We start from the raw sequence: 13,129 nt of genomic DNA on the forward strand, positions 1-13,129 counted from the left end.
TGCGCCGCCGCGGCTGTATGCCTAGTTTGTACGACGCGGTTTCAGCGTGGGCACCACTGCAGCTCCACCTGTCTCAAGATGTGCACCAAGGCGAACAGCTATAACGTCACAGGACAGACTGGCCCGAAACAGATGTGGGAGCGGGCTTGTCCCGCGATGCGCCGCGCGGGCGGCGCTCGATCTCACAGGCAATACAAGGGGTGAGGCCTGCGCCCTTTGCCCTCCCACGCCCTCTGCCTCAAACCACCTCAAGACGAATCTTGTACTGGTTGAGCAACTGGGTCAGGGCAGGAGTGGGCGCCTGGTCGGTCACCAGGCAGTCGATCAGCCTGATCGAACCGAGGCGGACCATGGCATTGCGGCCGAACTTGCTCGAGTCCGCCGCCAGCAGCACCTGGCGGGCGTTGGCGATGATCGCCTGGGATACCCGCACTTCCTGGTAGTCGAAGTCCAGCAGGCTGCCGTCCTCATCGATGCCGCTGATGCCGACCACGGCGAAGTCGACCTTGAACTGGTTGATGAAGTCGACGCTCGCCTGGCCGACCACGCCGCCGTCGCGACGCACCGTGCCGCCGGCCACCAGCACCTCGAAATCGTCCTTGGCCGCCAGGATCGCCGCCACGTGCAGGTTGTTGGTGATGACCTTCAGGTGGTTGTGGTTGAGCAGGGCGCGGGCAATGGATTCGGTGGTGGTGCCGATATTGATGAACAGCGAGGCATGGTCGGGAATCTGTCGGGCCACGGCTTCGGCGATGCGCTGCTTCTCGTCGCGCATCTGGTCGGCGCGCATGGCGTAGGCGGTGTTCTCGATGCTCGAGTCGTAGGCCGCGCCACCGTGATAGCGGCGCAGCAGGTTGCCCTCGGCGAGCTGGTTGATATCGCGGCGGATGGTCTGCGGGGTGACGACGAACAGCTGCGCCATCTCCTCGATGCTCACGTAGCCGCGTTCGCGGACCAGCTCGAGGATTTGTTGTTGGCGTGGGGGCAGATTCATGGGCGGTCCTTTGGGGCTGCCGGACAAATTCTGCAATGATGCCGTAGGTCGTGGTGTAGGACCAGTCTGGTTATCGCGTAAATAGCCATCGCGGGGCAAGCCCGCTCCCACGCACAACCACTTGTGGGAGCGGGCTTGCCCCGCGATGCTTCAGGGATCAGGCGTCGTGATCTTCCCAGTCGCGGGTGCGATCGACAGCCTTGCGCCAGCCCTTGTACAGCTTCTCTTTCGCCGCTTCATCCAGCTGCGGGCTGAACTCGCGCTCGATGATCGCCTTGTCGCGCAGCTCGTCCAGGCCGCTCCAGAAACCGCAGGCAAGGCCTGCCAGGTAGGCCGCGCCCAGGGCCGTGGTCTCGCGCATCTTCGGACGCTCGACGCAGGTGCCGAGAATGTCGGCCTGGAACTGCATGAGGAAGTTGTTGGCCACCGCGCCACCATCCACCCGCAGTTCGCTCAGGCGCTGGCCGCAGTCCTGCTGCATGGCGTCGAGCACGTCGCGGGTCTGGTAGGCGATCGACTCCAGGGCGGCGCGGATGATGTGGTCGACCTTGACGCCACGGGTCAGGCCGAACAGCGCGCCACGGGCATACGGATCCCAGTAGGGCGCGCCCAGGCCGGTGAAGGCCGGCACCAGGTAGACGCCGTTGCTGTCCTTGACCTTGCTGGCGAAGTATTCGGTGTCGTAGGCGTCGTTGACGATCTTCAGTTCATCGCGCAGCCACTGCACGGTGGAGCCGCCGTTGAACACCGCGCCTTCGAGGGCGTAGGCCACCTCGCCGCGGGGGCCGCAGGCGATGGTGGTGAGCAGGCCGTGGGACGACTGGACCGCCTTGTCGCCGGTGTTCATCAGCAGGAAGCAGCCGGTGCCGTAGGTGTTCTTGGCCTGGCCGGGCTCCACGCACATCTGGCCGAACAGCGCCGATTGCTGGTCGCCGGCGATACCGGCGATGTCGATACCGCTCTTGGTCTTGCCATAGACTTCGGACGATGGGCGTACCTCAGGCAGCATCTGGCGCGGAATGCCAAGGATATCGAGGAGCTTGTCGTCCCATTGCAGGCTGTGGATGTTGAACATCAGCGTGCGCGAGGCGTTGGTGTAGTCGGTGACATGCACCTTGCCGCCGGAGAACTTCCAGATCAGCCAGGTATCGATGGTGCCGAACAGCAGTTCGCCACGCTCGGCGCGTTCGCGGGCGCCTTCGACATTGTCGAGGATCCACTTGAGCTTGGTGCCAGAGAAGTACGGGTCGGTGACCAGGCCGGTGGCCTCGCGGATGTACTGCTCGTGGCCGTCGCGCTTGAGCTGGGCGCAGATTTCGGTGCTGCGGCGGCACTGCCAGACGATGGCGTTGTACACCGGACGCCCGGTTTCCTTGTCCCAGACCACGGTGGTCTCGCGCTGGTTGGTGATGCCGATGGCGGCGACCTGGGCGTGGCTGATGCCGGCCTGGGCCAGGGCCTCGACCATGGTCGCGCTCTGGGTGGCGAAGATTTCCATCGGGTCATGCTCGACCCAGCCCGCCTGCGGGTAATGCTGGGCGAATTCACGCTGCGAGGTGCCCACCACGTTGGCGTCGCGATCGAAGATGATGGCGCGCGAACTGGTGGTGCCCTGGTCCAGGGCGATGATGTAGTTCTTGTCCAGGGTATCGGTCATGTCGGTGGCCTTGCACGAATATGGGAGTAGGTCAGGGCGTGGCGGGCGCCGGCCTTGCGGTCCGGGCCCGGCGCGGGCATCAGGAAACCTGGGTGTCGCCCTGAGGATTATCGTCTGTTTGTTGGGCCGCGGCCTGGGTGGCTGGCAAGTTGCGGGCGATCAGCCCGCGGTACAGGGCCGCGCCCAGGCTGGCACCGAGGATCGGCGCGAACACCGGCACCAGGAAATACGGAATATCGCGTCCGCCGGTGAAGGCGACTTCGCCCCAGCCGGCCAGGAAGGTCATCAGTTTAGGCCCGAAATCCCGCGCCGGGTTCATCGCGAAGCCGGTCAGCGGGCCCATGGCGCTGCCGATCACGGCGATCAGCAGGCCGATCAGCAGGGGGGCGGTGGCACCGCGTGGCAGACCGTTGTTGTCGTCGGTCAGGGCCATGATCACGGCCATCAGGATGGCGGTGATGATCACCTCGACCAGGAAGGCCTGGCCGGTGGACAGCGCCGGGTGCGGATAGGTGGAGAACACCGAGGCCAGCTCCAGGCTGGCCTGGCTGCCACGCACCATGGCGTGGCTTTGTTCGAAATCGAAGAACAGGTTGCTGTACAGGAAGTACACCAGGGCGGCGCCACAGAACGCGCCGCACACCTGGGCCAGCATGTAGAACGGCAGCTTGCGCTTGTCGAAGCCGGCGAACACGGCCAGGGCGATGCTGACCGCCGGGTTCAGGTGCGCGCCGGAGACGCCGGCGGTCAGGTAGATCGCCATGCTCACGCCGACCCCCCAGATGATGCTGATCTCCCACAGGCCGAAGCTGGCGCCGGCGACCTTGAGCGCGGCGACACAACCGGTGCCGAAGAAGATAAGCAGGGCGGTGCCGAGAAACTCGGCCAGGCATTGGGCGGATAACGTGGGTTCGCGTAGAGCAGTTGTCATGTGTGACCTCGGTTCTTGTTGTTGTGAGGCGCTGGGCGCTCGACAGCAAAAAAGCCCGGAGTCGATCCCCATTGACGCCGGGCGGGTACAGGAAGTGCACCTTATAGGTGCACCATGTATTCATAAACGAAAAAATATAGACAAGAAACGCTGATGTCAAAGGTCGAAAATGAACGCTTGGCCACAATCTGACTGACGCACCGGGTCGTGAATCCATGGCCGCTGCTCTAGCCTGGGACCTGCGCTGGCTGCACCGGTGGAATTGCCCTAAAGTACCGGGCGACTTGTGATCGACTGGAGCCGTTGATGACCCCCGCCCTGGACCTTTTGAAGAAGGCGCGCGCCGAGCACCGCGTGCACAGTTACGAACATGATCCGAAAACCGCCTCGTATGGCCTGGAGGCGGCGGAAAAGCTGGGCCTTGACCCGCTGCGGGTGTTCAAGACCCTGCTTGCCAGCAGCGAAAAGGGAGAGCTGCTGGTAGCGGTGGTACCGGTGGTCGGCACCCTCGACCTGAAGGCACTGGCCCATGCGGCGGGGGTAAAAAAATGCGAGATGGCCGATCCGCAGGCGGCCCAGCGCGCCACGGGTTACCTGGTCGGGGGGATCAGCCCGCTGGGGCAGAAGAAGCGCCTGCGCACCTTTATCGATCAATCCGCGCAACAACATGAAACGATTCATGTGAGTGCTGGCCGCCGTGGGTTGGAAGTGGAGCTGGCCGCCGTGGTGCTGGCCACCCATACCCAGGGACAGTTCGCCGAGATCGGTCGCGGCTGATCATCTGTACTGATTGAAATTCCACGACTCTGTCACTGTCGGGCCCTGGCGGCATGCCGCATGCTCGGAACCTTTACCGTCAGATACAGGAGTCGTGGCATGCAGTTGCATTTTCATCAGGTGGACGCCTTCAGCGACCGCCCGTTCGCTGGCAACCCGGCCATGGTCTACCACCTGGAACAGTGGCTCGACGATGGCCTGATGCAGCAGGTGGCCGCCGAACACAACCTCGCCGAAACCGCCTTCGTGGTGGCCGAAGGTGATGGCTATCGGATCCGCTGGTTCACCCCGAGCACCGAAGTCCCCCTGTGCGGTCACGCCACCCTGGCCAGCGCCCATGTCCTGTTCGACGTCTACGGTGAGCAAGCGCCGCGCCTGGATTTCCAGAGCCGTTCGGGCCTGCTCAGCGTCAGCCGTGAGCATGGCCGCCTGTGGTTGGACTTCCCGCGCATCGACCCGCAGCCGCTGACCGAGCCTGTGGCGGTGGCCGAAGCGCTGGGATGCGAGGTGCGCGAGGTCTACCAGACCCGCGAGCTGTTCGTGGTGCTCGACTCGGAGCAGGCGGTACGCGATTGCGCGCCGGACATGGCGGCGCTGGCTCGCCTGCCGGGCTTGGGGGTGATCGTGACGGCTCCAGGCGAGCGGCATGATTTCGTGTCGCGCTATTTCGCTCCGGGCATCGGCATCCCGGAGGACCCGGTCACCGGTTCCACCCATTGCTCGCTGATCCCTTACTGGGCGGCGCGGTTGGGCAAGTCCGAGCTGCAGGCCTTCCAGTGCTCGACCAGGGGAGGTGAGCTGTTCTGTCGTCTGGAAGGGGAGCGGGTGAAGATCGGCGGGATGGCTCGGCGGGTGGCCAGCGGTACGCTGATGTTGTGAATCTGCATGGGCATGTGTCCCTGTAGGAGCGGGCTTGTCCCGCGAATGCGTTCGATCCGGCACAGTTGTAGCCAGATCTGGCGCAATCGCGGGACAAGCCCGCTCCTACAGAGTGATGTCAGGCCGCCTGCATCAATGCGCGGAGCTCACGCGTCGCACGCCCTGCTCATGACTGGCCAGCTGCGCTGCGACGCTGCCGGGTACCGCGAACAGCACCAGGTGGTCCGCCGCTACCGCGATACCAACGTCCTGGCCGACCTGATGGTCGTTGTGGCTGGGGAAGATCGCCTCGAGCTGGCTGCCGGTGGGCAGTTGCAGGCGATACAGGGTCGAGGCGCCGAGGAAGCTCTTGCCGATGACCTGCGCCCGCAACGGGCTGTCGGGGGCATGGATGATGTCATCCGGACGCAGCAGCACATCCACCGAACTGCCAGGAGCCATGGTGTAGGCACGGTTGCCGCGCAGCTCGCCGAGTTCGGTGGTTACTGACTCGTGGCTGCTCATCTGGCCGCGAATGAAGTAGCCCTGGCCGATGAAGCTTGCGACAAACGGGGTCTGCGGCTCGTGGTAGAGGTTGTAGGGGGTGTCCCACTGTTCCAGGCGACCCTCCTTGAACACGCCGACATGGTCGCTGACGGCAAAGGCTTCTTCCTGGTCGTGGGTGACCAGGATGGCGCTGGTGCCACGGCCCTTGAGAATGTCGCGGACCTCATGGCTCAGGCGCCGACGCAGTTCCACGTCGAGGTTGGAGAACGGCTCGTCAAGCAGCAGCAGTTGCGGCTCGGGCGCCAGCGCCCGGGCCAGGGCCACGCGCTGCTGCTGGCCGCCGGACAGCTCGTGCGGGTAGCGCCCGCCCAGGCCGCCGAGCTTGACCAGCTCGAGCATCTCGTCGACCACCGCCGTCTGGCGCGGGTGCTTGCCGATGCCGAAGGCGATGTTCTGTGCCACGGTGAGGTGGGGGAACAGGGCGTAGTCCTGGAACACCATGCCGATCCGGCGCTTTTCCGGGGCCAGGGTGAACCCGGCGCGGGAAATGACTTCGCCGGCCAGCTGGATCTCGCCGTCGTGCACCGGCTCGAAGCCGGCGATGGCGCGCAGCGTGGTGGTCTTGCCGCAACCGGAGGACCCCAGCAGGCAACCGATGTCGCCTGCGTTCAGGTGCAGGTTGAGGTTCTGGACGATGCGCTGTTCGCCATAGCCGCAGGCGAGGTTGCGCAGGTTGAGCAGTAGCTGTTGACTCATGCGTGGTGGTAAGCCGGTTCTACAAGGAATTCCAGAAGGGCCTTCTGCGCATGCAAGCGGTTTTCAGCTTCGTCCCAGGCGACCGAACGGGCGTCGTCGAGCAGGTCCTGGCTGATTTCCTCGCCACGGTGGGCGGGCAGGCAATGCATGAACAGGGCATCGGGTGCCGCCAGGTCGAGCAGTTCGCGGGTGACCTGGTAAGGCGCGAAATGCGCCAGGCGCCGTGCAGTTTCCTCTTCCTGGCCCATGGAAGTCCAGACATCCGTGGTCACCAGATGAGCGCCGCGCACGGCTTCCTTCGGATCACGGATGATCTGTACACGGTCACCGGCCAGCGCCAGGAAGCGCTGATCAGGCTCGTAGCCTTCAGGGCAAGTGATGCGCAGTTGGAAATCGAACTGCACGGCAGCTTCGATATAGGAGTTGCACATGTTGAAGCCGTCGCCGACCCAGGCCACGGTCTTGCCCTGGATCGCGCCACGGTGCTCGAAGAAGGTCTGCATGTCGGCCAGCAGTTGGCAGGGGTGCGACTCGTCGGACAGGCCGTTGATGACCGGCACCTTCGAGTTGGCGGCGAACTCGGTCAGGGTGCTGTGGGCGTGGGTGCGGATCATCACCGCGTCGACCATGCTCGAGAGCACGATGGCGCTGTCGGCGATCGGCTCGCCGCGGCCCAGCTGGGTGTCGCGCGGCGACAGGAAGATGGCCTGGCCGCCGAGCTGGATCATGCCGGCTTCGAAGGACACCCGGGTGCGGGTCGAGGACTTCTCGAAGATCATGCCCAGCACGCGGTTCTTCAGCGGCTCGAACAGCACGCCTCGTTTGCGCAGGTCCTTCAGCTCGATGCCTCGACGGATCACACCGAGCAATTCGTCAGCGGTGAAATCCATCAGGGAGAGAAAGTGCCTTGCGCTCATGATTGACTACCTTATCTGCAACGTTCTGCAGGTCGACCGTATGGGTTTTGTTGACAACGGGGGTGACCTGCGGCGTAAGCCGCACGGGGCGGACGGAATAGGGAAAGGCGCAATACTATAATTAAATGTCGCCTAAAACCAAGAGGGGAAACAGCGCCACTGTGTCAAAGGGTGTCGTAAGCCCTTGCCGGCTAGCTGTTTTTTATTTGCTACAGCGGTTGTACACGGCTCGGAGCGTATTTGGCAAACCCGTTGTCGCGAATCGCCCGCCTGATGTCGTCCGATTCACGCCGCGAACCTCGCTGGCGAGCCCCGGTCGGCAGGCGCATAGTCGAACCTCGACAATAACAAGGCAGAGGCGGCCATGACCAAGACCCTGCATCACCGAGCCTGTCACCTGTGCGAGGCCATCTGCGGCCTGAACATCGAAGTCACCCACGAAGCCGATGGCCCGGCGCGGATCAGCTCGATCAAGGGCGACCCGCAGGATCCGTTCAGCCGCGGCCATGTCTGCCCCAAGGCGGTCGCCCTGCAGGACATCCAGGAGGACCCCGACCGCCTGCGCCAGCCCCACCGGCGCATCGGTGACCAGTGGCTGCCAATCAGTTGGGACGAAGCCTTCGCCCTGGCCGCCGAGCGGCTGTGGGCGATCCAGCAGGCCCACGGGCGCAACGCGGTCGCCGTGTACCAGGGCAACCCCAGCGTGCACAACTATGGGCTGATGACCCATAGCAACTACTTCCTCGGCTTGCTCAAGACCCGCAATCGCTTCTCGGCGACCTCGGTGGACCAGTTGCCGCAGCACCTGACCAGCCACCTGATGTACGGCCATGGCCTGCTGCTGCCAATTCCGGACATCGACCATACGCAGTTCATGCTCATCCTGGGCGGCAATCCATTGGCCTCCAATGGCAGCATCATGACCGTCCCGGATGTGGAAAAGCGCCTCAAGGCACTCAAGGCCAGGGGCGGGCAACTGGTGGTGGTGGATCCGCGACGCAGCGAGACGGCTGCGCTGGCCGACCAGCACCTGTTCATTCGCCCCGGTGGCGACGCGGCGCTGCTGTGTGGCTTGCTGCATACGCTGTTCAGCGAGAACCTGGCCCGGGGCTCGCATCTGCCGGTTGCGGGCCTGGAGCAGGTGCGCGAAGCCATCCTGCCGTTCGATGCGTCTGCCATGAGCGCGTTGTGCGGTATTCCGGCCGAGGCGATCCGCCAGCTGGCGCGGGATTTCGCCGCCGCCGACAAGGCGGTGTGCTATGGCCGGATGGGCGTATCGACCCAGGCCTTCGGTTCGCTGTGCCACTGGCTGGTGCAGTTGATCAACCTGGTCACCGGTAATCTCGACCGCGAGGGTGGCGCCCTGTGCACGGCGCCTGCGGTCGACCTGGTCGCCAGCACCTCCGGCGGGCATTTCGATCAATGGCGCAGCCGGGTCTCGGGCTTGCCCGAGTATGGCGGCGAGCTGCCGGTCTCGGCCCTGGCCGAAGAGATCCTCGAACCAGGCGAAGGGCAGGTGCGGGCGCTGGTGACCGTGGCGGGCAACCCGGTGCTGTCCACGCCTAACGGGCGACGCCTGGACGAGGCCCTGGCCGGCCTCGACTTCATGCTCAGCATCGATCTGTACATCAACGAGACCACGCGCCATGCCGACCTGATCCTGCCGTCGACCTCGGCGCTGGAGAACGATCACTACGATTCCACCTTCAACCTGCTGGCGGTGCGCAACGTCACCCGCTTCAACCGGGCGATCCTACCCAAGCCCGATGGCGCGCTGCACGACTGGGAGATCTTCGTGGGCCTGGCCAAGGCCTTTGCCGAGCGCGCGCAGGTTGAGCTCAAGGCCACCTTGCCGCCGGCACAGATGATCGACTTCGCCCTGCGCAAGGGGCCTTATGGCGACGGGACGCCCTGGAAGCTCTCGCTGGAGGCGCTAGACGCGTATCCCCATGGTCTCGACCTCGGGCCGCTATGTGCCAACCTGGCAACGCGCCTGCGCACGGCGAGCGGGCAGGTCGAGGCGGCACCGGCGGTGCTGCTCGAAGACCTGTGGCGCCTTGCCAGTGTGTCCGCGCCCACGGATGACCAGCTGTTGCTCATCGGCCGTCGCCATGTGCGCAGCAACAACTCGTGGATGCACAACTACCACCGCCTGGTCAAAGGCAAGCCGCGCCACCAGTTGCTGATGCACCCGGACGATTTGAGCCGGCGCCAGTTGCAGGACGGCCAGATGGTGCGGGTGCGCTCACGCACCGGGGTGATCGAGGTGGCGGTACAGGCCAGCGAGGAGATGATGCCGGGGGTGGTCAGCCTGCCCCATGGCTACGGCCATGGGCGCCAGGGCGCGCGCTTGCAGGTGGCCGCTGTGCAGCCGGGGGCGAGTGCCAATGACCTGACTGACGAACACCTGCGCGATGGCGTTTCCGGCAATGCCGCCCTCAATGGCGTGCCGGTACAGGTCGAGGCCGCATGAAGCACGGCAAGGCCGAGCACGCTGCTCGGCTTTCCGATACAATGCGTCACCGTGCCGACGACCCTGTCGGAAAGTTCAGCCGAGGTGCTTCATGGATATCATCGATACAATCAAAGAGCAGATTGCCAACAACACCATTCTGCTTTACATGAAAGGTTCGCCGAATGCCCCACAGTGTGGCTTCTCGGCCAAGGCTTCGCAGGCCGTGATGGGTTGCGGCGAGAAGTTCGCCTACGTCGACATCCTGCAGAACCCGGAAATTCGCGCCAACCTGCCCAAGTACGCCAACTGGCCGACTTTCCCGCAACTGTGGGTGGCTGGTGAGCTGGTCGGCGGCAGCGACATCATGCTGGAAATGTTCGAGAAGGGTGAACTGCAGACCCTGATCAAGGACGCGGCCGCCAAGGCCAAGGCTTCCGAGGCCTGATTCAGGTCTACTCGCCTGCACGCAAAAAGCCCCGCGATAGCGGGGCTTTTTGTTGGGTAATCGTCAGTAATTGCAAGGCCACAATTCGTCGACTGCATGCGGCTTGTGTAGGAGCGGCCTTGTGTCGCGAAAGGGCCGCATAGCGGCCCCGGCAATATCAGCTTGATGCGTAGATCTGGGGCCGCTACGCGCCCCTTTCCGGCCGGTCCGACGCCTCGGCGAGGCCGCTCCTACAGGGTTACGCGATCACCTGCTGGAGATGCTTTGTCTGACCGACGTAAAGCTTACTCTTCGCCCATCTGCGACTGCAGGTAGTTCTCGATTGTGATCTTGTCGATCAGGCCAAGCTGGGTTTCCAGCCAGTCGATGTGCTCTTCCTGGTCTTCGAGGATGTCTTCGAGCACATCGCGCGAGCCGAAGTCGCCAGCTGTTTCGCAGTGGGCGATGGCGGCCTTGAGGTCGGCATGGGCCTTTTTCTCAAGCTTCAGGTCGCAGTCGAGCATCTCTTTGGTGTGCTCGCCGATCATCAGCTTGCCCAGGTCCTGGACGTTGGGGATGCCTTCGAGGAAGAGGATGCGCTTGATCAGCTTGTCAGCGTCCTTCATCGCCTGGATGGACTCTTTGTACTCGAGCTTGCCGATCCTGTTCAGGCCCCAATCTTCATACATGCGCGCGTGCAGGAAGTACTGGTTGATTGCGACCAGCTCGTTTCCGAGGATCTTGTTGAGATGCTGGATGACGCTTACGTCGCCTTTCATGATGGGGTCTGCCCTGTAGATGTTGAGCCAATGAAAACAAGTCTGAGCCCCTCAACTATCTATGTCAAACCTAAGTTATTGAATAATAAGTGAAAATTAATCGGAATAAGAATGTTTGTGAACTGCGTTCGGGCGCTAACTTATTGAATTGCAGGCATAAAAAAACCGGACTCTGGGTCCGGTTCTTCGAATTCGGGGTAATTACGCCGCGTTGAATTCAGCGGGGTAGGGCAGGGCGGCCTGCTGGCTCAGTTGCAGCTCGGTGAGGGTTTCGCGCACCACCTGCTTGGCGAGGCAGGCGCACTTGCCGCACTGGCTGGCCACATTGGTGGCAGCTCGCACTTCCTTGTAGCTGCAGCATCCTTCGTAGATCGCATCGCGGATCTGTCCATCGGTGACACCGACACAGAGACACACATACATAAAGGCTGACCGTCGCGGGTTGAGTCGATGCGTTGGAGAGTAATGGTAATGAGAATGCTTGTCAAAACACTTTGTGTAAGGTGCGCGCCAGAGCGACCGGCGGTCGAGATTCGGCCTGTCACGCAAAGCTGTGTATGATGGTCGGCCTTTGCTGGATCCGGGGGAAGATGTTCCGCCCGGGCAAGGTTTTTCACCCCTCATCAGGAGAGATCGAATGAGCGTACTCGTTGGCAAACAAGCCCCGGACTTCACCGTTCCAGCCGTGCTGGGCAACGGCGAGATCGTCGACAGCTTCAACCTGGCCTCGGCCATCAAGGGCAAGTACGGCCTGGTATTCTTCTACCCGCTGGACTTCACCTTCGTCTGCCCGTCCGAGCTGATCGCCCTGGACAACCGCATCCCTGACTTCCAGGCGCGCAACGTGGAAGTGATCGGCGTGTCGATCGACTCGCACTTCACCCACAACGCCTGGCGCAACACCCCGGTCAACAACGGCGGTATCGGTCAGGTCAAGTACACCCTGGCAGCCGACATGACCCACGAAATCTGCAAGGCCTACGACGTCGAGTCCGAAGGCGGCGTGGCCTTCCGTGGCGCCTTCCTGATCGACACCAACGGTGTCGTTCGTTCGCAGATCGTCAACGACCTGCCACTGGGCCGTAACATGGACGAGCTGCTGCGCCTGGTCGACGCCCTGCAGTTCCACGAAGAGCACGGCGAAGTCTGCCCGGCCAACTGGAAGAAAGGCGACAAGGGCATGAACGCTTCGCCGGAAGGCGTTGCTGCTTACCTGAGCGAGAACGCTGGCAAGCTGTAATTGCCATGCGCATAAAAAAACCGGCCCTGGTGGCCGGTTTTTTTATGCCCGCGGTTAGTGCGTTCGGCGCCCTGTAGGAGCGGCCTTGTGCCGCGAAAGGGCCGCGCAGCGGTCCCGCGATATCTGCCTCGGCACTGAGATCCTGGGGCTTCTGCGCAGCCCTTTCGCGGCGCAAGGCCGCTCCTACAGGGAACGGTCGGCTTAATCGTTGAAATCGCGCCAGCCGCCCATCTCTTTCCAGCGATTGACGATGCCGCAGAACAACTCGGCGGTCTTCTCGGTGTCGTAGCGCGCCGAATGCGCCTCACGCCCGTCGAAGTCGATGTCCGCGCTCTGGCAGGCCCGGGCCAGCACGGTCTGGCCGTAGGCGAGGCCGGCGAGGGTGGCGGTATCGAAGCTGGAGAACGGATGGAACGGGTTGCGCTTGATGTCGTTGCGCGCCACCGCGGCATTGAGGAAGCCCAGGTCGAAGCTGCTGTTGTGCCCGACCAGGATCGCCCGCTTGCAGCCATTGGCCTTCAGCGCCTTGCGCACGCCGCGGAAGATATCGGTCAGCGCGCTTTCCTCGCTCACCGCCATGCGCAGCGGGTGGTCCAGCTTGATACCGGTGAACTCCAGCGCGGCCGCTTCGATATTGGCCCCTTCGAACGGTTCGACCCGGTGGAAGTAGGTGTGCTCGGGGAACAGGAAGCCCTTCTCGTCCATGCCGATGGTGACGGCGGCGATCTCCAGCAGCGCGTCGGTGGCGCTGTTGAAACCGCCGGTCTCGACATCCACCACCACGGGCAGGTAGCCACGGAAACGCTCGGCCATCGGGTGGCGCGAGCCGCTGCT

Annotated in this window: 13 protein-coding genes; 5 read left to right on the forward strand and 8 right to left on the reverse strand. The window is 63.5% G+C overall.

The window, feature by feature from the left end; all coding sequences use genetic code 11:
• Window positions 1–238 precede the first annotated feature (238 nt).
• The 3 genes from glpR to LU671_RS12410 form a co-directional block, all read right to left on the reverse strand.
• Entirely contained in the window at window positions 239–994 is a 756-nt protein-coding gene (glpR, locus tag LU671_RS12400; protein WP_232855795.1) for a DNA-binding transcriptional repressor GlpR, read from the reverse strand.
• Between the two features lie 157 nt (window positions 995–1,151).
• Window positions 1,152–2,651: a glycerol kinase GlpK gene (gene glpK / locus LU671_RS12405; RefSeq protein ID WP_232855796.1), complete on the reverse strand. Its 1,500-nt coding sequence runs from the start codon at window positions 2,649–2,651 to the stop codon at window positions 1,152–1,154.
• 79 nt (window positions 2,652–2,730) lie between these two features.
• Window positions 2,731–3,582 (reverse strand): MIP/aquaporin family protein, encoded by an 852-nt coding sequence (locus LU671_RS12410; protein WP_050704019.1) that lies wholly within the window; start codon window positions 3,580–3,582, stop codon window positions 2,731–2,733.
• A gap of 306 nt (window positions 3,583–3,888) precedes the next feature.
• On the opposite strand from LU671_RS12410, the gene ybaK reads away from it, so the two are divergent.
• Together ybaK and LU671_RS12420 are read left to right on the forward strand one after the other, a co-directional pair.
• Window positions 3,889–4,359: a Cys-tRNA(Pro) deacylase gene (gene ybaK, locus LU671_RS12415; protein WP_050704020.1), complete on the forward strand. Its 471-nt coding sequence runs from the start codon at window positions 3,889–3,891 to the stop codon at window positions 4,357–4,359.
• Window positions 4,360–4,458: 99 nt separating this feature from the next.
• A complete protein-coding gene (locus LU671_RS12420; protein WP_203647760.1) occupies window positions 4,459–5,238 on the forward strand; it encodes a PhzF family phenazine biosynthesis protein in 780 nt (259 codons plus the stop codon).
• Between the two features lie 132 nt (window positions 5,239–5,370).
• Here LU671_RS12420 and LU671_RS12425 read toward each other — a convergent pair whose 3' ends face one another.
• Window positions 5,371–6,480: an ABC transporter ATP-binding protein gene (locus tag LU671_RS12425; protein WP_232855797.1), complete on the reverse strand. Its 1,110-nt coding sequence runs from the start codon at window positions 6,478–6,480 to the stop codon at window positions 5,371–5,373.
• On the reverse strand, window positions 6,477–7,397 hold the full coding sequence (gene argF, locus LU671_RS12430) for an ornithine carbamoyltransferase (protein ID WP_232855798.1): 921 nt from the start codon (window positions 7,395–7,397) through the stop codon (window positions 6,477–6,479). Before argF ends, LU671_RS12425 begins: the two co-directional genes overlap by 4 nt.
• Before the next feature lie 364 nt (window positions 7,398–7,761).
• Here argF and LU671_RS12435 point away from each other — a divergent pair, with 364 nt between their 5' ends.
• Together LU671_RS12435 and grxD are read left to right on the forward strand one after the other, a co-directional pair.
• Window positions 7,762–9,870, forward strand: coding sequence for a molybdopterin oxidoreductase family protein (locus LU671_RS12435; RefSeq protein WP_232855799.1), 2,109 nt, complete (start codon window positions 7,762–7,764; stop codon window positions 9,868–9,870).
• Window positions 9,871–9,961: 91 nt separating this feature from the next.
• Window positions 9,962–10,297, forward strand: a complete 336-nt coding sequence (gene grxD / locus LU671_RS12440) for a Grx4 family monothiol glutaredoxin (RefSeq protein ID WP_103449407.1) — start codon at window positions 9,962–9,964, stop codon at window positions 10,295–10,297.
• 284 nt (window positions 10,298–10,581) lie between these two features.
• Here the strand turns inward: grxD and bfr are convergent, their stop codons facing one another.
• Window positions 10,582–11,055 carry a bacterioferritin gene (gene bfr, locus LU671_RS12445; RefSeq protein ID WP_028690081.1) on the reverse strand — a complete coding sequence of 158 codons (474 nt, stop codon included), beginning with the start codon at window positions 11,053–11,055 and terminating at the stop codon, window positions 10,582–10,584.
• Window positions 11,056–11,256: 201 nt separating this feature from the next.
• The gene (locus LU671_RS12450) at window positions 11,257–11,478 is read right to left on the reverse strand and encodes a bacterioferritin-associated ferredoxin (RefSeq protein WP_203647757.1); all 222 of its coding nucleotides are present in this window, start codon (window positions 11,476–11,478) and stop codon (window positions 11,257–11,259) included.
• 214 nt (window positions 11,479–11,692) lie between these two features.
• Here LU671_RS12450 and LU671_RS12455 point away from each other — a divergent pair, with 214 nt between their 5' ends.
• Window positions 11,693–12,295, forward strand: coding sequence for a peroxiredoxin (locus LU671_RS12455; RefSeq protein WP_023629028.1), 603 nt, complete (start codon window positions 11,693–11,695; stop codon window positions 12,293–12,295).
• Window positions 12,296–12,496: 201 nt separating this feature from the next.
• On the opposite strand, the gene rnt is transcribed toward LU671_RS12455, so the two are convergent.
• The gene (rnt, locus tag LU671_RS12460) at window positions 12,497–13,108 is read right to left on the reverse strand and encodes a ribonuclease T (protein ID WP_225933324.1); all 612 of its coding nucleotides are present in this window, start codon (window positions 13,106–13,108) and stop codon (window positions 12,497–12,499) included.
• Between the last annotated feature and the right edge of the window lie 21 nt (window positions 13,109–13,129).

The sequence above is a fragment of the Pseudomonas sp. NMI760_13 genome (assembly GCF_021283245.1).
Lineage (GTDB): Bacteria > Pseudomonadota > Gammaproteobacteria > Pseudomonadales > Pseudomonadaceae > Aquipseudomonas > Aquipseudomonas peradeniyensis.